At 67.8% G+C, this 22,235-nt stretch carries 19 protein-coding genes and 1 pseudogene; 12 read left to right on the top strand and 8 right to left on the bottom strand.

The features are described 5' to 3' along the window. Positions 1–112: 112 nt before the first annotated feature. From C3942_RS20580 to C3942_RS20570, 3 genes are all read left to right on the top strand, one after another. Positions 113–1,366, top strand: a complete 1,254-nt coding sequence (locus C3942_RS20580; RefSeq protein WP_104232249.1) for an acetyl-CoA C-acetyltransferase — start codon at positions 113–115, stop codon at positions 1,364–1,366. Further along, entirely contained in the window at positions 1,363–2,103 is a 741-nt protein-coding gene (locus tag C3942_RS20575; protein ID WP_104232248.1) for a 2-oxo acid dehydrogenase subunit E2, read from the top strand. The genes C3942_RS20580 and C3942_RS20575 overlap by 4 nt, the downstream gene beginning before the upstream one ends. 144 nt (positions 2,104–2,247) lie before the next feature. Beyond that, complete coding sequence (locus C3942_RS20570) at positions 2,248–2,907, top strand: TetR/AcrR family transcriptional regulator (RefSeq protein WP_104232247.1); 660 nt, start codon at positions 2,248–2,250, stop codon at positions 2,905–2,907. 205 nt (positions 2,908–3,112) lie between these two features. Here C3942_RS20570 and C3942_RS20565 read toward each other — a convergent pair whose 3' ends face one another. Further along, positions 3,113–3,691: a TetR/AcrR family transcriptional regulator gene (locus C3942_RS20565; protein WP_104232246.1), complete on the bottom strand. Its 579-nt coding sequence runs from the start codon at positions 3,689–3,691 to the stop codon at positions 3,113–3,115. Between the two features lie 101 nt (positions 3,692–3,792). Between C3942_RS20565 and C3942_RS20560 the strand changes: the two genes are divergently transcribed. The 4 genes and pseudogenes from C3942_RS20560 to C3942_RS23010 form a co-directional block, all read left to right on the top strand. Continuing rightward, entirely contained in the window at positions 3,793–4,113 is a 321-nt protein-coding gene (locus C3942_RS20560; RefSeq protein ID WP_104232245.1) for a 2Fe-2S iron-sulfur cluster-binding protein, read from the top strand. Positions 4,114–4,323: 210 nt separating this feature from the next. Then, the gene (locus C3942_RS20555) at positions 4,324–5,040 is read left to right on the top strand and encodes a dienelactone hydrolase family protein (protein ID WP_104232244.1); all 717 of its coding nucleotides are present in this window, start codon (positions 4,324–4,326) and stop codon (positions 5,038–5,040) included. Between the two features lie 414 nt (positions 5,041–5,454). After that, positions 5,455–6,243, top strand: a complete 789-nt coding sequence (locus C3942_RS20550; protein WP_207766179.1) for an IclR family transcriptional regulator — start codon at positions 5,455–5,457, stop codon at positions 6,241–6,243. 78 nt (positions 6,244–6,321) lie between these two features. Next, positions 6,322–6,615, top strand: a pseudogene (locus tag C3942_RS23010) (type II toxin-antitoxin system RelE/ParE family toxin); the annotation flags it as partial. Between the two features lie 81 nt (positions 6,616–6,696). Here C3942_RS23010 and C3942_RS20540 read toward each other — a convergent pair. Continuing rightward, positions 6,697–7,845, bottom strand: coding sequence for a CaiB/BaiF CoA transferase family protein (locus C3942_RS20540; protein ID WP_104232259.1), 1,149 nt, complete (start codon positions 7,843–7,845; stop codon positions 6,697–6,699). A 175-nt stretch (positions 7,846–8,020) separates the two neighbouring features. On the opposite strand from C3942_RS20540, the gene C3942_RS20535 reads away from it, so the two are divergent. The 4 genes from C3942_RS20535 to C3942_RS20520 all read left to right on the top strand — a co-directional run bounded on the left by C3942_RS20535 (position 8,021) and on the right by C3942_RS20520 (position 12,583). After that, positions 8,021–9,187 carry an acyl-CoA dehydrogenase family protein gene (locus C3942_RS20535; RefSeq protein ID WP_104232243.1) on the top strand — a complete coding sequence of 389 codons (1,167 nt, stop codon included), beginning with the start codon at positions 8,021–8,023 and terminating at the stop codon, positions 9,185–9,187. Between the two features lie 252 nt (positions 9,188–9,439). Then, positions 9,440–10,333: an HpcH/HpaI aldolase/citrate lyase family protein gene (locus C3942_RS20530; RefSeq protein ID WP_104232242.1), complete on the top strand. Its 894-nt coding sequence runs from the start codon at positions 9,440–9,442 to the stop codon at positions 10,331–10,333. Further along, the gene (locus C3942_RS20525; RefSeq protein ID WP_104232241.1) at positions 10,330–11,601 is read left to right on the top strand and encodes an acetyl-CoA hydrolase/transferase family protein; all 1,272 of its coding nucleotides are present in this window, start codon (positions 10,330–10,332) and stop codon (positions 11,599–11,601) included. Before C3942_RS20530 ends, C3942_RS20525 begins: the two co-directional genes overlap by 4 nt. A 214-nt stretch (positions 11,602–11,815) precedes the next feature. After that, positions 11,816–12,583: an enoyl-CoA hydratase/isomerase family protein gene (locus C3942_RS20520; protein WP_104232240.1), complete on the top strand. Its 768-nt coding sequence runs from the start codon at positions 11,816–11,818 to the stop codon at positions 12,581–12,583. A 215-nt stretch (positions 12,584–12,798) separates the two neighbouring features. Here C3942_RS20520 and C3942_RS20515 read toward each other — a convergent pair whose 3' ends face one another. Both C3942_RS20515 and C3942_RS20510 read right to left on the bottom strand, forming a co-directional pair. Next, complete coding sequence (locus C3942_RS20515; RefSeq protein ID WP_104232239.1) at positions 12,799–13,731, bottom strand: oxidoreductase; 933 nt, start codon at positions 13,729–13,731, stop codon at positions 12,799–12,801. Next, positions 13,728–15,113, bottom strand: coding sequence for a WS/DGAT/MGAT family O-acyltransferase (locus C3942_RS20510; RefSeq protein ID WP_165797562.1), 1,386 nt, complete (start codon positions 15,111–15,113; stop codon positions 13,728–13,730). Before C3942_RS20510 ends, C3942_RS20515 begins: the two co-directional genes overlap by 4 nt. Positions 15,114–15,337: 224 nt before the next feature. Here C3942_RS20510 and C3942_RS20505 point away from each other — a divergent pair, with 224 nt between their 5' ends. Continuing rightward, positions 15,338–16,939 carry an acyl-CoA synthetase gene (locus C3942_RS20505; RefSeq protein WP_104232237.1) on the top strand — a complete coding sequence of 534 codons (1,602 nt, stop codon included), beginning with the start codon at positions 15,338–15,340 and terminating at the stop codon, positions 16,937–16,939. A gap of 82 nt (positions 16,940–17,021) precedes the next feature. Here C3942_RS20505 and C3942_RS20500 read toward each other — a convergent pair whose 3' ends face one another. From C3942_RS20500 to C3942_RS20485, 4 genes are all read right to left on the bottom strand, one after another. Continuing rightward, positions 17,022–17,891, bottom strand: coding sequence for an alpha/beta fold hydrolase (locus C3942_RS20500; RefSeq protein ID WP_104232236.1), 870 nt, complete (start codon positions 17,889–17,891; stop codon positions 17,022–17,024). A 51-nt stretch (positions 17,892–17,942) separates the two neighbouring features. Further along, a complete protein-coding gene (locus C3942_RS20495; RefSeq protein ID WP_104232235.1) occupies positions 17,943–18,857 on the bottom strand; it encodes an SDR family NAD(P)-dependent oxidoreductase in 915 nt (304 codons plus the stop codon). Positions 18,858–18,916: 59 nt separating this feature from the next. Next, positions 18,917–20,347, bottom strand: a complete 1,431-nt coding sequence (locus C3942_RS20490; protein WP_104232234.1) for an aldehyde dehydrogenase family protein — start codon at positions 20,345–20,347, stop codon at positions 18,917–18,919. Between the two features lie 136 nt (positions 20,348–20,483). After that, positions 20,484–22,211 carry a thiamine pyrophosphate-binding protein gene (locus C3942_RS20485; RefSeq protein WP_104232233.1) on the bottom strand — a complete coding sequence of 576 codons (1,728 nt, stop codon included), beginning with the start codon at positions 22,209–22,211 and terminating at the stop codon, positions 20,484–20,486. Between the last annotated feature and the right edge of the window lie 24 nt (positions 22,212–22,235).

Here is a 22,235-nt window from a genome sequence, read left to right as displayed (position 1 = left end):
CGTCCCATATAAATAGGCAACACTGTCGACTAATACCCGGAAGCCGCCCTATACTGCCCCAAAGCCACAAGCCCCGGAGCGCTTCCGACGTGCGCCCGCCAAGGAGAACAGAATGACCGAAGCCCTGATCATCGACGCCGTGCGCACGCCGCGCGGCCTCGGCAAGCCCGGCAAGGGCGCGCTGGTGAACCTGCACCCGCAGCATCTCGCCGCCACCGTGCTGTCCGCGCTGCAGCAGCGCAACAGCCTGGATACCGCCGAGATCGACGACGTCATCTGGGGCACCAGCGCGCAGAAGGGCATGCAGGGCGGCGACATGGGCCGCATGGCGGCCCTGGACGCCGGCTTCGACGTGCGCGTCAGCGGCGTCACGCTGGACCGCTTCTGCGGCAGCGGCATCACCGCCGCCAGCCTGGCCGCGGCGCAGATCCGCTCCGGCATGGAAGACCTGGTGATTGCCGGCGGCACCGAGATGATGTCGCTGATCACCACGATCTCCGAGCAGGAGCGTGCGGCAGGCTTCAAGTCGCTGATGATGGGCTCCGGCAACGCGCGCCTCGCTGCGCGGCACCCGCAGTCGCACCAGGGCGTCTGCGCGGATGCCATCGCCTCGCTGGAAGGCATCGGCCGCGAGGCTCTGGACGCCTTCTCGCTGGAGAGCCAGCAACGCGCGGCGCGCGCCATCAGGGAAGGCCGCTTCGCGCGCTCCACCGTGCCGGTCGTCGGCGACGACGGACAGGTGATCCTGGACCGCGAGGAGTATCCGCGCCCCGACACCACGCTGGCCGACCTGGCCGGCCTCAAGCCCAGCTTCGCGCAGATCGCCGACATGCCGATCGACGCCAAGGGCACCACCTTCCGCAAGCTCATCAACCTGCGCTACCCGGACCTGAAGATCGAGCCCGTGCACCACGCCGGCAGTTCCTCCGGCGTCGTGGATGGCGCCGCCGCGCTGCTGCTGGCCTCGGAGGGCTACGCCCGGAAGCGCGGCCTCAAGCCGCGCGCCCGCGTGGTGGCCACGGCCAATCTCGGAGACGATCCGACGCTGATGCTCAACGCCCCGGTGCCGGCGGCGCGCAAGGTGCTGGCCAAGGCCGGCCTCACGATCAGGGACATCGACCTCTTCGAGGTCAACGAGGCCTTCGCCGTGGTGGTGGAGAAATTCATCCGCGATCTCGGCATCGACCGCGAGAGGATCAACGTCAACGGCGGCGCCATCGCGCTGGGCCACCCCATCGGCGCCACCGGTGCCGTGCTGATCGGCACCGTGCTGGACGAACTGGAGCGCCGCGATGCCAAGCGTGCCCTCGTCACCATGTGCGCCGCCGGCGGCATGGCTCCCGCCATCATCATCGAGCGCGTATGAGCAACCTCAATAACCTGCTACCCTGGCCGGCCGACGACCTTTCGTCCTACGGCCCGGTGGAAGCCAAGCCGCTGGGCAAGACCCAGCAGTACGTCGCGCGGGCCATGCACCGCAACTGGGTGTCCATCCCGCATGTCACGCATCATGACGACGCCGACATCACCGTGTTCGAGCAGCGCCGCAAGGCCTGGAACGCCGCGCACCCCGAGCACAAGCGCTCGCTGCTGTCCGCCCTGGTCAAGGCCTCGGTGGCAGCCCTGCAGCGCTACCCGCGTTTCAACAGCGCGCTGAGTGCCGACGGCACCACGCTGACCTCGCGCCAGTACTTCCACATCGGCATCGCCGTGGACGTGCCCGCCGGCCTGCTGGTGCCGGTGCTGCGCGACTGCGACAGCAAGGGCATCGACGCCATCGGCGAGGAAGTGGCGCGCATCTCCGAGAAGGCGCGCAGCAAGGGCCTGTCGATGGCCGAGATGTCCGGCGGCTGCTTCACGCTGTCCTCGCTCGGCCACATCGGCGGCACCGGCTTCACGCCGATCATCAACGCGCCCGAGGTCGCCATCCTCGGCATCTGCCGCACGCAGGACCGTTTCCTGCCGGACGGGGAGGGCAAGCCCGTGCTGCGCCAGTTGCTGCCGCTGTCGCTGAGCTATGACCACCGCGTCATCAACGGCGCGGACGCAGCCCGCTTCGTGCGGGCCATCGCCGAGTGGCTGGAGGCCTACGAATTCGCCTGAGCCGCCCCGCGTCGCGATGAACACCTTCCTAATATAGACAACATCGTTGTATATGAAGCCGCTAAAAGCGGCTAAAATTGGCCAAAGGACAGGGAGTTAGACAAAATGTTCGACGGGGCAATCGCGACAGGGACAGGAAAGAAAATGCAAAGGCGCAAGCGGGACCCGGAAGGCACGAGGCTGGCGATCCTGGAGGCCGCGGGCACGCTGCTGGCCAAGGACGGTCCCGAGGGCCTGAGCGTGTCCCAGGTGGCGCAGCTTGCCGGCGTCAACCGCGGCACCGCCTACCAGCACTTCCCGACCCGCGAACAGCTCCTGGAAGCCACCACCGCCTGGATGTCCGAGCGCCTGCGCCAAGCCGTGTTCGGCGGCGGCAACCCGGAAAAGGGCGAGATGCCCAATGCCCAGGACGTAGCCGAGCACATGGCCGAGTTCGCCATGGAGAACCCCGAGCTGGGCCGCGTCTGGCTGTTCGAGGTGCTCAGCTCCAACCGCCCCGCCAGCGATCCCTTCTGGAACGAATACCGCGCCCACTTCGAGCGCTTCGCCCAATCCGACATGGCCCAGCCCGGCATCGACGCGGAAGTGCATTCCGTGATGATGCTGATCAGCACCTTCCTCTGGCCGGTGTTCGCCCGCGCCCATGCCCGCACCGCCAAGGAGCGCCAGGCCATGGCCAAGCGCTTCTCCAGCGAGATGCTGCGCCTGAGCCTGCACGGCACCATGCGCCCCGAGAAATTCCCGGACCTGGACGCCCGCATCACCAAGCAGGTGGGCGCGAGCGTGAAGAAGCGCTCCAAGTAAGGTCTGATGCAAATCCAGCCGCCGCTGCCCCAAGGCAACGGCGGCTTTTTTTATGGGGGAAGGGACGTTCTGGCCAGTTGCCGTTCGCCCTGAGCCTGTCGAAGGGTGGGCGGCAGCTCGTTGATCGACGGCGGGAGCATTTCCCTCGGCCTTCCGCAGGTTCTGTGCGAAAGGGTTCTGCAGGGAGCTCCGGACTTCTCCGTCCTCACCCGCTCCCCACCGTCGGCACCACCACCAGCCGATGCAGGATCTCCGCGATCTGCTCGGTGGAGACCTCGTCCGGCCGGCGCAGCCACCAGGCCAGGATCTCCACCGTGGCCCCCACGCCGAACACCGCGCCCAGCTCCACCGGCAGCCAGCTCAGCGTCTTGATGTGGGCCGCGCCCTGGACCGACATGCGGATGAAGGTCTCGCGCATCGCCCCCGAGGCGCCCCCGGTCAGCAGGGCGGACCAGATCGCGCGGTTCGCATGGACGTACTCCGCCAGCGCCCGGCAGCCCGCCTTCGTATCGGTGGACTCCATCAGCGGCAGCGTGCGCGCCATCAGCTGCGCGATCTGCTCCGCCGCCACGTCGTCCAGCAGGTCCGCCTTGGAGCCGTGATGGCGGAAGAAGGTGGCGTAGCCGATGCCGGCCTCCGCCGCGATGTCCCGGATCGTGATCTCGTCCAGCTGCTTGCGCTCGATCAGCGCGAGCAGGGCCTCGCGCAGGGCCTTGCGGGTCCTGAGCATCCGGGCATCCGTCACGACGCCCGCCGGGGCGAGATTTTCCTTGATATGATCCATTGTGTATCTTATGATTCAATATATATCATAAATGTTCCGAGCCGCGGAGCAAGCCTCCTGGGCCCCGTCCCCCTCGAATCTCAGTGGAAGTGAACCGAATCATGGCGAAGATCGTCTTCATCGAGCACAACGGCACCCAGCGCGACGTGGAGGCGGGAGTGGGCAGCACCGTCATGCAGGCCGCGCTCGACAACCTCGTGCCGGGCATCGTCGGCGACTGCGGCGGCGCCTGCAGCTGTGCCACCTGCCACACCTACGTGGACGCGGCCTGGCTGGCCAAGCTGCCGCCCATGTCGGAGGAAGAGAAGATGCTGCTGGAAGGCTCGCTCTCCGTGGAGGAGAACAGCCGCCTCTGCTGCCAGATCAGGATCACCGGCGAACTCGACGGCCTGGTCCTGCGCACGCCGGCCAGCCAGTTCTAGCTTCACCGCCGCGGGCCAGGGTCCGCCGCAAGAGCACTGGGAGGCTCTCCTCGTCGAGTCTCCTATCATTGGGCGGAACGGTCCTGCCGTTCCGCCTTTTTCTATGCGTTGCCGTCCCCCTTCCGCCTGCGGGAGAGGGTGGCCGAAGGCCGGGAGAGGGTTTCCGTAACACCCGCCAATTTCCGGCATGCCACGCCAGGAGGAATCCCCATGCACCAGCAGCCCATCGAAACCACCGAGAACGGCCAGCGCCACATCCACCAGTTCTTCCTCGACGAAACCCTGCAGGGCCCGCGCCCCGGCGTGCTGGTCTTCCCCGAGGCCTTCGGCCTGGGTGACCACGCCCTGCAGCGGGCCCGGCGCCTCGCCGAGTTGGGCTACGCCGCGCTGGCCGTGGATATCCACGGCGAAGGCCGCGAGTTCCAGGACCTGGCCCAGGTCCGCCCCGCGATCCTCGCCCTGTTCGGCGACCGCGCCGCCTGGCGTGCGCGCCTGCAGGCCGCCCATGAATTGCTGCGGGCGCAGCCGCAGGTGGATGCCGCCCGCACCGCTGCCATCGGCTTCTGCTTCGGCGGCGCCTGCAGCCTGGAACTCGCGCGCAGCGGCGCTCCCTTGTCCGCCATCGTCACCTTCCACGCCGGCCTGCAGCCGCCGCTGGAGGCCGACGCCGGCAAGATCAAGGCCAAGGTCCTCGTCTGCCACGGCGCCGAAGACCCCCTGATGAAGCCCGAGCCCCTGGCCGCCATCCTCGCCGAACTGACCCGCGACAAGGTGGACTGGCAACTCCTCAGCCACGGCAACGTCGTCCACAGCTTCACCAACCCGGACGCCGACGCGCGCGGCGCTCCCGGATTCGCCTACAACGCCGGCGCCGACCGCCGTTCCTGGGCGGCGATGCAGGGCCTGTTCGCCGAAGTGTTCGCTTAAGACGGGTAGGGACACCCACCAAGCCTCGAAGTCCGTTCGTGCTGCCAGAAGTAGGCGCCTCCAGGCGAGCCTGTCGAAGTACGGGCGGACTCCCCACCGCAGCTTCGACCGGAGACAGGCCAGTCGTTGGTAGGGTGGGCTTCAGCCCACGCGTTTTCGCTTCCCTCCCGCTTGCGGGAGAGGGGTAGGGGACGAGGGCATGGATGCCCGAGGTAGGGCAACGCAGGAGCAGCTGCCGAGAGGGCTTCTGTAGATCCTTCTGGCGCCAGCTACGCCTAAAAGTTGCCGTTCGCCCTGAGCCTGTCGAAGGGTGGGCGGCAACTCGTCGACCGCCGATGGAAAGTCGTAGGGTGGGCTTCAGCCCACGCGCATCTGTTTTGACCCCACCCCGCGCCTGCCCCGCATAATAGGGATATGAACTCCCCGCAGTCCGTCACCCGGGTCATCCACATCCTGGAAGCCCTCTGCGCCAGCCCCGAGCCCATGGGCCTGGCGCAGCTGAGCCGCGTGCTGCAGGCTCCCAAGACCAGCATCGCCGCCCTGCTGCGCGGCCTGGTGGAGGAGGGCATCGTGGACCTGGCGGAAGGCAGCTACCGGCTCGGCCCCCGCGCCTTCGGCCTCGGCAGCGCCCTGCTCGAAGCCCGCCGCCGCTTCCAGTCCTCCGATCTCGTCCGCGCCGGCATGCGCCGCCTGGCCGAGCGCTCCGGCGAAACCGTCCTGTTCGCCGTGCGCGATGCCGACAGCGGCATGCTCACCTACGTGGACGCCATCGAGAGCCGCAAGGTCGTCCGCTTCACCGTCTCGGTCGGCGACCGCCGCCCCCTCTACTGCACTGCGGGCGGCCGCGTCCTGCTGGCCGCGGAGCCCGAGGAAGAAGTGAAGGACTACCTGCGCCAACTCAAGCCGCAGTCGCTCACCGCCAGCACGGAAGTCGACAAGCAGAAGCTTGCGGAGATCATTGCCGCTGCGCGCGAGGCTGGCGTGGCGCAGACCATGGATCAGGCGGCGGATGGGGCCAGCGGTACCGCCGCTGTCGTACGCGACGCTACCGGCACGGCCATCGGCGCCCTGATCGTTGCGGCGCCCAGTTCACGCCAGCAATCGCGCGGAGACGAACTGGCTGTGATGGTTGGGCAAGAAGCGGCGGCGATTTCGGCCAGCCTCGGCTATCGCGCTCCGCAGCAGCGGACGAGCTTGCTGTAAGGCATCGCCCGCGGAGAAAAAGGCGATCGAGGAAGGCCGCACCGTTTCTCATGCCGAGGCCAAGAAGCGCATGGCAAGATGGCTCAAGTAATCTGGACTGAGCCGGCGTTGAGCGATCTTGACGCCATTGCCGACTACATTACGTTGGAGAATCCCGAAGCGGCGCGGGAGTTGGTGCAGAAGGCGTTCCGGGATGTAGAGCAGTTGGCCCAGCATCCCAAGCGCGGCCCGAAGCCCCCTGAACTCAAGGGCTGGCGTTATCGTCAGCTCATTGAGTCGCCTTGCCGCATCTCCTACAGGGAGGACGGCGAGCTTGTATATATCCTGTATGCCATGCGGGCAGAGCGGTTGGTGAAGCCCGGGCGACTGTCCGTCAAGGCGGGCGGCGTCAAGGCTGCAGACCCGGCTGGTGGTGCCAAGGGTCGCCGCGCGGGCGCCCCTGAGTCGGAGCGCTCAGCTCGCTGCTTTTTCCGCCACCATCGCGAGTCCATACTCCTCCAGCACCTCTCCCGTATGTTCCCCCAACTCGGGCGCGGGGCCGGCGATTCGCCCCGGCGTCTGCGAGAACCACGTCGGCACGCCTGGAAACCGCACCGGCCCATGCTGTGAATCCACCGTCTCGAAGAACCCGGTGGCATTCAGGTGCTCGTTGTCGAACAGCTCCGCCGGCGTGCGCAGCGGCGCCGCGGGGATGCCCAGTTCGCCCAGCAGGTCCAGCCACTCCTGCGTCGTGCGTTCCTTGAAGGTCTCCGCCAGCAGGCCGTACACCTTGTCGATCTGCTGGGCGCGCTGCTTCAGCGTGGCCATGCTGTCATCCACCCAGGCCGGCTGCACCGCCTTCACGAACAGGCTCCAGTGCTTGTCGTTGTAGATCAGCGCCGCGATCTGGCCGTCCTTCGTGCGATAGGGCCGGCGGTTGCGCGCCACGGCGCGCGGGTAGAAGGCCTCGCCCAGCGGCGGGCTGAACATGGCGCCATTGGCATGCTCCACCAGCATGAAGGAGGCCATGGTCTCGAACATGCCCACTTCCACTTCCTGGCCCTCGCCCGTGCGCGCCTTGTGGAACAGCGCCATCGTCGTGGCGTAGAGCACGGTGAGGCCTGCCACCTTGTCGGCGGCGATGGTGCCGACGAAGCTGGCCTCGCCGGTCAGCATCTGCTGTACGGCGGTCAGGCCGCACTCGGCCTGAATGGTGTCGTCATAGGCGGGTTGGTCGCCCGCCGGGCCGCGGCGGCTGTAGCCGTAGGCATTGGTGTAGACGATGCCGGGATTGCGCCGGGCCACTTCGCCGTAGCTGAAGCCGAGCTTGGCGATGGCCTTGGAGCGCATGGTGTGGATGAAGACGTCGGCCTGCTCCACCAGGGTCCATAGCGCGGCCTTGCCGGCCTCCGTGCGCAGATCGAGGATCACGCTGCGCTTGCCGCGGTTCACGTTGGCGAAGACGCCGCCCATGGTCGGGGAGGGGCCCACGGAGATGTAGCGCGTGCCGTCGCCCTCCGGCGGCTCCACCTTGATCACGTCGGCGCCGAGGTCCGCCATGATCTGCGTGCAATAGGGCCCCATGACCATCGCCGTGAGATCAACCACCTTCACGCCCGCCAGCGGACCGCTGCGCTTCAAGGAACTGCCCATGGACCCTGATCCTCCTCGTGCCATGGCGGGATTCTTTCATGAAGGCCGTACGCATTCCAGTACAATGAGCTAATATCAGTACATAAGCCGAAGCCCCGGGGAGGGGCGCCGGCTGTCCTGGATAGCCACTATCGGGTTGAAAATCATGGACTTCTCACTGACGCCGGACCAGCAGAACATCCGCGACACGATCCTGAAGCACTGTCAGCAGTTCTCTCCGGAGTACTGGCTGCAGCACGACCATGACGGCGTGTTCCCCCAGGAGTTCTTCCGGTCGATGGTGGAGGGCGGCTGGCTGGGCATGGCCATGCCCTCGGAATACGGAGGCTCCGGCCTGGGCATCACCGAGGCGGCGGTGATGATGCAGGCGGTGGCCGAGTCCGGCGCCGGCATGAGCGGCGCCTCCAGCATCCATATCCCGGTATTCAGCGTGCAGCCGGTGGTGCTGTTCGGCAACGAGCAGCAGAAGAAGCGCATCCTGCCGCGCGTGGTCGGCGGCGAGGACCGCGTCTGCTTCGCCGTCACCGAGCCCAATGCGGGCCTGAACACCACCGAGATCAAGACCCGCGCCGAGAAACGCGAGGGCGGCTACCTCGTCAACGGCGAGAAGATCTGGATCTCCACCGCGCAGGTCTCCAACAAGATGCTGCTGCTGGCGCGCACCACGCCGCTGGAGCAGGTCAAGAAGAAGACCGAAGGCCTGTCGCTGTTCTATACCGACCTGGACCGCGCCAAGGTCGAGGTGCGCCTCATCCACAAGATGGGCCGCCACGCGGTGGACTCCAACATGCTGTTCATCAACGATCTCTTCGTGCCGGAAGAGGACCGCATCGGCGAGGAAGGGCAGGGCTTCAAGATCCTGCTGCATGGCCTGAACCCGGAGCGCGTGCTGGTGGCCGCCGAGGCCATCGGCATCGGCCGCGCCGCCATCTTCCGCGCCGCGCGCTACGCCCGCGAGCGCATCGTGTTCGGCCGCCCCATCGGCATGAACCAGGGCATCCAGCACCCGCTGGCCAAGTGCTGGGCGCAGCTGGAGGCCGCCAACCTCATGGTGATGAAGGCCGCCACGCTGTTCGACAAGGGGCAGGAATGCGGCGTCGAGGCCAACACCGGCAAGTACCTGGCCGGCGAGTTCGCCTTCGAGGCCTGCCACACCGCGATGCTCACGCTGGGCGGCATGGGTTACGCGCAGGAGTACCACATCGAGCGCCTGCTGCGGGAGGTGCTGATCCCGCGCACCGCGCCGGTGAGCCCGCACATGATCCTGAACTTCCTCGCCGAGAAGGTGCTGGAGCTTCCCAAGTCTTACTGAGCTTGAAAAAGGCTCTCTGCCATGGCTTGCACGGATGCACGCGGATCGGGATCGGTTCACGTCTTGCCTCTCCTCCGGGAGAGGTCGCGCCGCAGGCGCGGGTGAGGGACGGTGCGTGAAGCAAGCAAGGCCGTCACCTTGTCCCGCGTCCCTCGCCCCAGCCCCTCTCCTGGCGGGAGAAGGGTTCCGGCTCGGCAGTTCCCTCCGCATTCCTACGCGGCAAAACGACTTTCTTGAGATCGAGACAGCACCATGACCCAAGCCCAGGAACTCTTCGGCGCCCGCTCCTGGCTGTTCGCCCCCGGCGACAGCGAGAAGAAGATGGAAAAGGCCGCCGCCAGCGCGGCCGACGTCGCGCTGTTCGATCTGGAAGACGCCGTGGCGGAGGCCGAGAAGCCCCGCGCCCGCGCCCTGGTGCGCGCCTTCCTGGAGAGGGCGGATCCCGCCGCGCGCTCGCGTCTCTGGGTGCGCATCAATCCGCTGCAGGGCCCGCATGCCCTCACCGATCTCGCCGCCGTCATGCCCGGCAAGCCCGGCGGCGTCATGGTGCCGAAGACCCGCGGCGGCCATGACCTCGTCGTGCTGGATCACTACCTCTCCGCGCTGGAAGCCGCCAACGGCATCGAGCCCGGCAGCACCAGGGTCTTCCCCCTGGTCACCGAAACCGCCGAGGGCATGCTCAACACCGGCAGCTACATCGGCGCGCCGCGCCTGGTCGCCATGACCTGGGGGGCGGAAGACCTCGCCGACGAACTGGGCGCCAGCGAGAACAAGAACGCCGACGGCAGCTACGGCTTCACCTACGAGCTGGCGCGAAGCCTCTGCCTGGTTGGCGCCGCCGCCGCCCGCGTGGCGGCCATCGATACCATCCAGGGCGATTTCCGCGACCTGGACGGCCTGCGCCGGCGCGCCACGCAGTGCCGCCGTGCCGGCTTCCGCGGCATGCTCGCCATCCACCCGGCCCAGGTGGAGGTCATCAACGAGGCCTTCATGCCCAGCGCGCAGGAGATCGCGCAGGCACAGGAGATCGTGGACCTGTTCGCCGCCAACCTGGGCCTGGGCACCATCGGCTACAAGGGTGCGATGCTGGACCGGCCCTACCTCGCCCGCGCGCAGCAGCTGCTCAAGCTCGCGGGCCGCGCATGAGACTCGTCACCGACGCGGCCCGGCTGGACCTCGGCCGCTTCCTGCGGCGTGGCGACCGCATCGTCTGGGGCCAGGCCTGCGGCGAGCCGCAGACCCTGGTGGAGGCCCTGATCGCACAGGCCGAGGGCATTGGCGATCTCGCCGCCTTCACCGCCACCAGCTTCTCCAGCCTGCTGACGCCGGAGGCCGTCCGCGGCTTCTCGCTCAGCAGCATGGGCGCCATCGGCACGCTGCGCGCGCTGACCGCCGCCGGCAGGCTGGGCATCGTGCCCTGCCATGTCAGCCAGGTCGGACCCATGATCGAGCAGGGCATCATTCCCTGCGATGTCGCCTTCGTGCAGGTCAGCCCGGCCGATGAAGACGGCAACCACAGCTTCGGCCTCATAAGCGACCACGTGCAGGCCATGGTGAACAAGGCCCGCGTGGTCATCGCCGAGGTCAACGAGCAGGTGCCGCAGACCCTGGGCGAGAAGTTGCCGGCGTCGCGCATCGACTGCGCCGTAGGCGTCTCGCGCATGCCGGTGGAAGTGGCCGCCGCGAAGATCGGCCCCACGGACGAGGCCATCGCGAGGCACGCCGCCGCCTACATCGGCGACGGCGCCGTGCTGCAGACCGGCGTCGGTGCCGTGCCCGACGCCATCCTGCGCCTGCTGCGGGATCGCCGCGACCTGGGCGTGCATTCGGGCATGCTCGGCGACGGCCTGGTGGAGCTGGTCGAGGCCGGCGTGGTCACCAATGCCCGCAAGGCCATCGACACCGGGGTCTCCATCAACGGCGCGCTGATCGGCACGCGCCGCCTCTACCGGTGGGCGCACCAGAACCCGCAGATCCGCATGTGCGCGACCGCCTACACCCACGATGCCGCCGTTCTGGCGAGACTGGAGCGGCTGGTCACGATCAATTCCGCGCTGGAGGTGGACCTCAGCGGCCAGGTCAATGCCGAGCAGAGCGGCAGCGCGTATCTGGGCGGCACCGGCGGGCAGGTGGACTTCGTCCGCGCCGGTTCGCGCTCCCCGGGCGGCCGCTCGATCATCGCGCTGGCCGCCACCGCCAAGGGCGGCACGCTGAGCAAGATCGTGCCGGCCCTGTCCGGCCCCGTCACCACCGCGCGCAGCGACGTGGACGTGATCGTCACCGAGTTCGGTGCCGCCGAACTCAAGGGCCAGACCCTGGCCGAGCGCGCCCGCCGCCTGATCGCCATCGCCCATCCGGATTTCCGCGAGAGCCTGGAGCGTGCCGCGCACGACATCTTCAGGCGCGGCTTCTGACGGAAAAAGGTGCGGCGGGGTGGAGCAGAGCGTGGGAACCCTGCAGAGTTGCCGTTCGCCCTGCCAGAAGTAGGCGCCTCCAGGCGAGCTTGTCGAAGGGTGGGCGGCAACTTGTTGACCGACGGTTGGGAAAGTCCGCCCGGGCTTCGATCCTTCGACAGGCTCAGGACTTCAGCACGAACGCACTTTTTCGCAGCAGTAGGAGATTCAAAAAATGACCGACGCCGTCCTCTTCGATGCCCGTGAAGACGGCATCGCCATCCTGACCATCAACCGACCGGATACGCGCAACGCGCTGAGCCGGGAGGTAAGGGAGGGCCTGTTTGCGGCCTGGGAGCGCTTCGAGCGCGATGAGAAGCTGCGCATCGCGATCCTCACCGGCAGTGGCGACAAGGCTTTCTGCGCGGGCGGGGATCTCAAGGAGATGGTCGAGCGCGGCCTGCGCGTGCCGCCGCGCGACATGTTCCCGATGCCCTACGACAACATCGAACTGTCCAAGCCCACCATCGCCGCCGTGAACGGCCTGGCCTTCGCCGGCGGCTGGATGATCGCCCAGGCCTGCGACCTCTGCGTGGCCAGCACGACGGCGAAGTTCGCCATCACCGAGGTCAAGGTCGGTCGCGGCTCGCCCTGGGCCGCGCCGCTGATCCACATGATCCCCCAGCGCATCATGATGGAGATCATCCTCACCGGCAGGCCGATCAGTGCCCAGCGCGCCTACGAGATCGGCCTGGTGAACCGGCTGGCCGAACCCGCCACCCTGCTGGACACCGCCATCGAGTTGGCGAAGGAAGTCCTCGAAGGGGCTCCGCTGTCGGTCAAGGCCGGCCGCGAGACCGTGATGCTGGCCACCGAGATGGGCCGCTCCGCCGCCCTGCAGGCCGCGCGCGCCGCGCACGAGCACACCTACTGCAGCAAGGACGCCCAGGAAGGCCCGCGGGCGTTCGCGGAGAAGCGGAAGCCGGAATGGAAGGGGCGCTGAGATGAAATGGTAGCGGGGGCAGGATTTGAACCTGCAACGCTCAGGCCGCAGGTTCGGGTTCCTGCCGGACCTTGGGCACTGCGATGAAATGGCCACGTCATACCGGCGAAAGCCGCTATCCAGTCATGGCCGTGGCCACTCAGGTCGGGGACTGGATGCCGCTTTTGCCGGCATGACGTCGCTGTTTGCAGGGCGCGTGTCGTGCACCTCCAGCCTCAATCCAGGTACGAAACCCCCGTCAGCCTCGCCGAAACCTCCCACAGCCGCCTCGCCAGTTCCGGATCCTTGCTGCTGGCCTTGCGCCGTGCCTGGGTCGGGTAGCCGCGCAGCCCGGCGAAACCATCCGGCCCCCAGTAGTCGTCCGGCTTCACGTCCGGCATGGTCGCCGCATACAGCGTCGGCAGGGCACCGGCCGCCGCCGTGTTGATCAGCCAGCGCCGCGCGATGGGTGCGATCACCGCGTCCTCGAAGCGCTGCTTGAAGGTATCGGTGCGCGGCTTGATCGTGGTGTCGGCGCCGCCCGGATGCCCCGCCGCGGCGATCACGCCCGAGCCCTTGGCCGCCAGGCGCCGCGCCAGTTCCGTGACGAAGAGAAGGTTGGCCTGCTTGCTGTTGGCATAGCCGGCGAAAGGCACATAGGGTGTCCGCTCGAAATGGAGGTCGTCCAGGTCCAGCTTGCCGCGCCAGTGGCCGAGGCTGCCCACGGTGATGACGCGTGCTCCCGGCGTCGCCAGGATCGGGTCGATCAGCAGCCCCGTCAGCGCGAAGTGCCCGAGGTGGTTCGTACCCATGTGGTTCTCGAAACCATCCGCGGTATGCCCCAGCGGCACGCCGAGGATGCCGGCATTGTTGACCAGCAGGTCCAGCCGCGGATGCTGGGCCTTGAATTGCTCCGCGAAGGTCCGCACCGAGGCCAGGCTGGACAGGTCCAGCGTCATCAGCGCCGCGTCTGCGTTCGGTACGCGCTCGCGGACCTTCTCCAGGGCGGCGGCGGCCTTCGCCGGATTGCGGCAGGCCATGATCACCCTGGCTCCGGCGGCGGCCAGCGCGATCGCCGTCTCCAGGCCGAGCCCGCTGTTGGCGCCGGTCACGATGGCGGTGCGGCCTGCCTGTGACGGCATCCTTGCCGTCGTCCACTTCTGCGTCACGGATTTCTCCCCAGGACGGCGTTTTCGAGCGCCACCAGTTCGTCTTCGAGATAGTCGAGCAGGCGCTGCACCTGCGGCACCGACTTCCGGCAGGCGATCACGCCGAAGTCCACGTAGTCGTGGCGGCTGATCACGGTGATGTTGAGGGCCAGGCCGTCGAACAGCAGCGAGGCGGGGTAGAGGCCCGCGAGGCGTGCGCCCTGCCAGTAGATGTCCTCGCGCGGACCCGGCACATGGGACACCACCACGCTGCCCAGCGTGCTGCTGCCCGAGCGGTCCAGCAGCATGCCGAGCGCGCCGGGCATCAGCATCATCGCGGCATAGGCCATGACCTGCGCCGGCGAGAAGTCCAGCAGGCGCTCCTTGTTCTTGTCCATGCAGCGCTTGATCGCCTGCAGTCGCTCCACCGGGTCTTCCAGGTTCGTGGCGAGGTGGGCGATGGTGAAGGCCACCTCGTTGCCCGACATGGTGTCGTCGCGGCGGATGGAGATCGGCACGCCGGCGATCAGCGGCTTTTCCGGCAGCTGGTTCAGGGAGATCAGGTAGCGGCGCAGCGCGCCGCCGCACATGGCCAGGACCACGTCGTTGAGCGTGCCTCCGGCAGCCTTGCCCACGGCACGCATGCGCGCGGTGGAATACTGCTGCGCGGCAAAGCGCCGCGTGGCGCTGACCTTGCTGTTGAGCACGCAGCGCGGCGCCTCGCCGGCCAGGGCGATATCGCTGTTGCCCTTGCGGTGCTCGCGCAGCGTTTCACGCACGCGGCGGATCACCGGCATCGCGGAATTCAGGCCCTCGCGCGCCATCAGCTTCAGCGCGTTGAAGCTCTCCACCATCGGCACCGGCACCGGCATGGCCTGCATCTTCTGCTTGGTCGCGCCGATCTCCCAGGGCGGTCGCATCAGGACCGATTCCGCCATGTTCTTCGACATGGAGGCCATCAGCATGCGGATGCCACCCACGCCATCCACCACGGAGTGGTGGATCTTCAGGTACACCGCGATGCGCCCGTCCTCGAGCCCTTCGATCAGGTACAGGCGCCACAGCGGGTAGGCGCGGTCCAGGTGAACCGAATGCACGCGGGACACCACGGAAAGCAGCTCGCGGATGCGTCCGGGCTTGGGCAGAGACATGTGCACGAAATGGTGGGCGAGGTCGAAATCGTCGTCCTCCACCCAGTAATGCATGCCGCGGCGGCGCTCCAGGCGCTGGTTGAAGGGCGGCACCGCCAGCGTCGACTGCCGCAGCTTCTCGGCCAGCTTCGCGGCGAAATCCGGCGGGGCGTCCGCCGGCGGCTCGAACAGCATCAGCATGCCGATATGCAGCGGCTGGCGCCGGCTCTCCAGGCGCAGGAAGGTGTCGTCCACCAGGGATAGCTTGCTCAAGCGTGTACCTCTTGTGTTCTTCTGCTCCCGGGCGTCCCACCCGCCCGGGTCTCCTGGCTTCATGATCGTAGAAAAGCCCAGGGTGCGGAATCTGCGGCGTTGACTGGGCAAGATGAATCATTGTTCTATGGCGGCAACCGCTCCGGGGCTGCGTTGACAGCGCCTCGGCCTTCCACCAGCTTGGCCCCGAAGGATCCATTGTCCCGGGTCCCGGACCTCTCCCGATGACCTCCGACACGAACTCCCCGGCCGGCGCCCTGATCGCCAGTGCCCGCAGCCACCGCCTCGCCGATCTGCTGTGGCGCAGCGCCGCCCGCTTTCCGCGCAAGACGGCCCTGGTCTATGGCGGACTGCGCCAGACCTACGCCGAACTCGACGAGACCGTGAACCGCACGGCCAACGCCATCGCGGCCCGCGGCATCGCCAGGGGCGACCACGTGGCCCTGCTGTCGCGCAACAACCACGCCTTCGTCGTGGTCCGCTTCGCGCTGGCGCGCCTGGGCGCCGTGACGGTGCCGGTCAATTTCATGCTCAACGCCGCCGAGGTGGGCTACATCCTCGGCAATGCCGAGGTCCGCGGCGTGATCGCCGAGGACGCACTGGCCGGTGTCGCCGACGCCGCCATCGCCGAGTCCGGCATATCCCCGAAGCTGCGTGGGGCCATCCGGGACAAGGGCGGCGAGGTTTCCCCGGGCTGGGAATGGGTGCAGGACTGGATGACCCACGCCGATGCCACGGCACCGGACGTCCCGGTCGGCGACGACGAGCCGGTGCAGATGCTCTACACCAGCGGTACCGAGTCGCGCCCCAAGGGTGCCCTGCTGTCGGCGCGCTGCCTGTATTCCCACTACGGCAGCTGCATCGCCGACGGCGAGATGGCCGCCGACGACATCGAGGTCCATTCCCTGCCGCTGTTCCACTGCGCCCAGCTCGATGCCTTCCTGACGCCCGGCCTCTACCTGGGCGCGACCAACATCGTGCTGCCGGGCCCCGATCCGGCGGCGATGCTGGCCGCCATCCAGCGCGAGCGCGCCACCAAGCTGTTCTGCCCGCCCACGGTCTGGATCGCGCTGCTGCGCCATGCCGACTTCGACCGCAGCGACCTGTCCTCGCTGCGCAAGGGCTACTACGGCGCCTCGATCATGCCGGGCGAGATCATCAAGGAGATCACCACGCGCCTGCCGCAGCTGCGGCTGTTCAACTTCTACGGCCAGACCGAAATGTCGCCGGTGGCCACGGTGCTGCGTCCCGAGGACCAGTTGCGCAAGCTCGGCTCCGCCGGCCGCCCCGCGATCAACGTCGAGACCCGCGTGGTGGATGACGACGACCGTCCGGTGCCGCCCGGCACGGTCGGCGAGATCGTGCACCGTGGCCCGCATGTCACGCTCGGCTACTGGAAGAACCCGGAGAAGACCGCCGAGGCCTTCCGTAACGGCTGGTTCCACAGCGGCGATCTGGGCGTGATGGACGAGGAGGGCTACCTCACCGTCGTCGACCGCAAGAAGGACATGATCAAGACCGGCGGCGAGAACGTCGCCAGCCGCGAGGTGGAGGAGGTCATCTTCGCCCACCCGGCGGTGTCCGAGGTCGCCGTGTTCGGCGTGCCGCATCCGCGCTGGATCGAGGCCGTGATGGCCGTGGTGGTGCCGCGCCCAGGGCAGTCGGTGGGGGGCGACGACATCATCCGCCACTGCCGCGAGCGCCTGGCCGGCTTCAAGACACCCAAGCTGGTGGAGGTGGTGCCGCAGCTACCCAAGAACGCCAGCGGAAAGATTCTCAAGCGTGAATTGCGAGAGCGCTTCGCCGGCCGAGGCCAATCCTTGTAGGAGCGGTAGCTGGCCGCCAACGGTGCGGTCGCGGCCAACAGCCGCTCCTGCGGGTGTTGACCCAGGGGGCGTCCTTCGCGGGCTAGCTGTTCGCCGCGGCGGCATGAGCGATCTTGCCGTCCCCACGCGGCACGCGTCCCAGGAACTCCAGGATCTGCGGTCGCAGCCGCTCCGGCCTGGTGCGCAGCTCGATCAGCGAGCGGGCCACCAGCACCTCGGCATTGGGCATGTGGCGACGCATGGCGCGGGCATCGGCCAGCGCATGCATCGGGTCCCCGGCGTGGCCGATCACCAGCACCGGCTGCTGGATATGCCGGCGCCGGCGCTGCGAGGGCACGATCGGCCCGATCAGCACGCCGTGCAGGATCGCGCGGATTTCCTCGGGTTCGGCCCGTCCGGCGATGACGGCGCTGTTGAGCAGGGGATAGGGCGTCTCCGGAATCCGCTTCATCACGCGGCTCAGCAGCCGCCAGGCCGGGCGGGCGTAGTGCACCGTCAGCATCAGCGGAATCAGGAAGATCGCCGCCGCCGGCACGCCGCTCTCGGCCACCGGCATCTCCAGCATCAGGGCCTGCACCCGATGCGGCGCGAGGCAGGCCACGGTGAGCATGGTCACCGCGCCCAGCGACAGGCCGCCGAGGATCGCGCGCTCCAGGCCCAGGTGATCCATCAGGCCCAGCACCTGCTCGGCGTAGAAGTCCACGCGGTGCTCCGCCGCCTTCAGCGGCTTGTCGCTGCGGCCATGCCCGAGCAGGTCGAGCAGGATCACGCGATAGCCTTCCGCGGACAGCCAGGCGGCGACGTCGCGGTTGCAGTGCGTGTTCAGCAGGATGCCATGCACCAGGATCACGGGTGCGCCATCCTCGGGGCCATAGACCTCGTAGGCCAGGCGGTACGGACCGTGGAAGTAGAAGCCTTCCTGTTCGGGGGTGGAACGGCTCGGTGGACTCATGCGGTTCTCGGTCAGGTCAAGTATCCGATCACCTGCAGGACCCGTGCCGCGTCAACTGCCCTTCCGCGCCATCTCGAAGCTGCGGCGGATGTGATCGATCTGGCCCGAAGGTACCACCGACAGCACCCAGGGCTCGCCACCCTGCCGGATCGACTCGATCCTCTCGCCCACCTGCTCCACGGACCAGGACGGCTGGTACACGCCGGGGCTTTCGGCAAGGTACATGCGCGAGACACGGCCGGCCATGGAGCTGAGAATCTCGCCTGTGACGGAGCAGGATTCGTGCGACAGCCAGGCTACCACGGGAGCGACCAGTTCCGGACCCATCGGCGGGTACTGCGAGGTGTCGAGGCCTTCGGCCATCCGCGTCACCGCCCCGGGCGCGATGATATTGCACTTCACGCCCTCCGCGGCGCCTTCCAGCGCCGCGACATTGCAGAGACCCACCATGCCGGTCTTGGACATGGCGTAGTTCACGACGTTGACGTTGCCGTAGAGGCCACTGACCGACGAGGTCAGCACGATGCGGCCATAGCCTTGTCCGCACATCAGCGGAAAGGCGGGGCGGACCACGTTGAAGGCTCCGCGCAGGTGCACGTCCAGCACGGCGTCGAAGTCCTCGTAGCTCATCTCCTTGAGCGAACCGCGCCGCACGTTGCCGGCGTTGTGGATCAGGATGTCGATGCGGCCGAAGGCATCGAGCGCCGCCTGGATGATGGCCTTGCCACCCTCGACGGTCGCCACCGAGTCCGTGCAGGCCACGGCTTCGCCGCCGGCCGCCCTGATCTCGTTCGCCACTTCCTGCGCCGGTCCGGCATCGGCACCATGGCCCTGCAGGCTGCCGCCGACGTCATTGACCACGACCTTGCAGCCGCGCGAGGCCAGCTCCAGGGCATAGGCCCGGCCCAGGCCGCGGCCGGCGCCGGTGATGACGGCAACGCGATTATCGAAACGGAGGTTGTTCATGAGCTGCCTCTCTCTTCTGGTCCCCTCTCCCGCAAGCGGGAGAGGGGACTGATCGTGTTCTACGGCGCCGCCGGTGCCGGTTCCAGCATGGCCTTGGTCTCGACGTATTCATGGAAGCCGAACTCGCCCCATTCGCGGCCGTTGCCGCTTTTCTTGATGCCGCCGAAGGGTGCGTTGAAGTCGAAGCCGCCGTTGATCGACACCCAGCCGGTGCGCAGGCGCCGCGCCACGGCCAGGCACTGCTGCGGATCGGCACCGTTGACGTAGCCGGCCAGGCCGAACTCGGAGTCGTTGGCGATCTCCACCGCCTCGTCGAGGCTGTCGTAGCCAATGATCACCAGGACCGGTCCGAAGATCTCCTCGCGGGCGATGCGCATGTCGTTGCGCACGTTGGCGAACACCGTCGGCTTCACGAAGCAGCCCCTGGTCAGGCCGTCGGGGCGGCCGGGGCCGCCGGCGACGAGCGTCGCGCCCTCGGCGAGACCGATCTCGATGTAGCGCTGGATCTCGTTGTACTGCCCCTTGGACACCACCGGCCCCATCGCGACCTCGGTAGTGGGGTCGCCGACCGTCACCTCGGACGCCGCCTTCTCCGCCGCCGCGATGGCCTCGGCCATGCGGGCCTTGGGAACCAGCAGGCGCGAGCCGGCGCTGCAGGTCTGGCCGGAGTTCACCATCATGCCGCCGGTGGCGCCGGCGACGTTGGCGGCGAGGTTGGCATCGTCGAGCACGATGTTGGCGCTCTTGCCGCCCAGCTCCTGGCAGACGCGCTTGACCGTCGGCGCGGCGGCCTTGGCGATCTCCACGCCGGCGAATTCCGAGCCGGTGAAGGACACCAGGTCCACCAGCGGGTGCGTCGACAGCGCGTTGCCCACCACCGAGCCGGCGCCCTGGATCAGGTTGAACACGCCCTTCGGCAGGCCCGCCGCATGCAGCACCTCCGCGAAGATCTGCGCGGAGTAGGGCGCCAGCTGGGGCGGCTTCAGCACCATGGTGTTGCCGGTGGCAAGGGCGGGGAAGACCTTCACCGCGATCTGGTTCATCGGCCAGTTCCAGGGCGTGATCAGTGCGCAGACGCCGATCGGGTCCCTGGCCAGCAGGGTATGGCCGCGACGTTCCTCGAACTTGAACTCCTTGAGGATCTCGATCGCGGTGGCCAGGTGGCCAGCCCCCAGTTGCACGTGGAAGCCGTTGGCCAGCGCCGCCGGTGCGCCCATCTCCTCGGTGATCGCCGCGCCGATGTCCGCCTGGCGCTTGTCGTACTCCGACTGGATTGCGCGCATCAGGTCGAGGCGCTGCTCGCGGCGCGTCTGCGACCAGCTGGCGAAGGCCTTGCGCGCGGCCTTCACCGCCAGGTCCACGTCGGCGGCGGAGCCCATGGAGATGCGTCCCGAGACCTGGTCGGTCGCCGGGTTGATGACTTCCGAGGTCTTCGGCTCCAGCGGGTGGGCCCACTGGCCGTCGATGTAGAACTTCAGGTACTCGCGCATGGGGCTCCTTTATTTTCTTCCCTCTCCCGCTTGCGGGAGAGGGGGAGGGGAGAGGGTGCCTGTAAAAGTTGAAGGATCTACAGAAACGCTCTCCCTGGCCCTCTCCCGTAGACCGGAGAGGAACTATGTGCGTCTCTTACTGCTGACCTTCGGCATACCAGGTGCGGAACCGGGCGTAGTTCGGCGTATCCAGGTTCTGGTTGCCGCCGTGGTTGATGACGGGGTCGATCGGCACGTGGATGACGGTCGGCTTGCCGCTGGCGAAGGCCGCGGTCACCGCCGCCCCCAGGTCTTCGCCCTTGTCGACGTAGACGCCCTCGCAGCCGAGGCCCTTGGCGATCTGGTCGAAGCGCACGTCCTTGCTCCAGTGCACCCCCGGCTCGGTGGTATTGCCGTGGCCGAAGGTGCGCTTGTAGACGCCCACCTCCAGGCCCCAGGCGTTGTCCACGGCCACGACGATGACCATCGGCAGCTTGAAGCGCTGGACCACCTCCAGGTCGCCGATGTGGTACAGGAACGAGGAATCGCTGGTGGTCAGCAGGACCGGACGCTTGCCGCCGTCGGCAATCGAGGCGCCGATGGCATAGCCCAGGCCGGTGCCCAGGCAGCCGAAGTTCTGGTTCCAGACCACGTCGTGCGGCTTCGACTGCAGGTAGGTCCAGGTGAAGACCACGGTACAGCCGCCGTCGCGCGCGTGGATCGCGTTCTTCGGCATGGCCTTGGTGGCTTCCACGACCCACTGGCCGGTATGGACACGGCCGCTGGGAGTCTTGAAGTCCTGCTTGGCGAGGGACTGCAGGCGCTCCTTGTCTTCCTTGATCCATCGCTGGAGGTCGGGGTGCTCCTTGCGCGGGCTGCCCTTGAGCGCGGCGCAGAGCTGCGGCACGACGGTGCGCAGGTCGCCCACCAGCGGCACGTCGATCGGGCGGTTCTGGCCGATCGCTTCCGGGTCCAGTTCGACATAGATCCACTTGCGATCGGTCCTGCCGTTGGCCCAGAGGTAGCCGCGGCCGTAGTGCACCGGCTCGCCGATCTCGGTGCCGATGGCGACGACGACGTCGGATTTGGCGACGATGTCGTCACCCACCTCGGAGAACAGGTACGGGAAACTGCGATCCTCGACACCCTCGATGAAGGCGTTGCCGCCGGAGGTCTGCAGGATCGGGCAGCCCATCAGCTCGGCCAGTTCCCGGACCTTCTGCCCGGCGCGGGTGCACTGCACCGCGTGGCCGACCAGCAGCACCGGGCATTCGGCGTTCCGGATCAGTTCGGCGGCCTTGGCCACCATGTTGCCGTCGGCGCCGGGCTCTACCAGGCGATAGGACGACGGCGGCAGTGCCGGCGGCACGTCCAGCTCCTGCTGGATGATGTGCGACGGATACTCGATGTAGACCGGGCCCGGCGTGCCGGACTGGCAGACGCGCAGGGCGTGGCGGATGATCTCGTCGGTCTGGTCGGCATACTCGATGCTGGCGCTCCACTTCACCGAGTTTTCGAACAGCGCCTCCTGCTGGATGAACTGGATGCGGCCGCGGCGCACGCGTTGCTCCGTGATGCGGGCGCGCTGGCCGCCCAGGTAGATGACCGGGGTGTTCTCGACCAGCGACGTCATCATCGAGCCGGAGGCCAGGGCAACGCCTGGGCCCAGCGTGGCGATGCACAGTGCCGGCTTGCCGGTCATGCGGGCGTAGCCCTCCGCCATGAAGCCGGCGGAAAGTTCGTGGTGCGGGGTGACGACATTCCAGCCGCGCTTTTCGGCGGCGACGAAAAGATGGACGAAGTTGGGATCCGGAATGCCGAAGACGGTGTTGATGCCCTCGGCCTCCAGGAGGTCGAGGATTCGCTCGTAAACTTTGACGCCCATGGTCGTTCTCTCTTTGATGTCTTA

It is taken from the genome of Solimonas fluminis, from assembly GCF_002930645.1.
Lineage (GTDB): Bacteria > Pseudomonadota > Gammaproteobacteria > Nevskiales > Nevskiaceae > Solimonas_A > Solimonas_A fluminis.
Note: the sequence above shows the minus strand (reverse complement) of the source record. Positions and strands in the feature narration are given on the sequence as shown.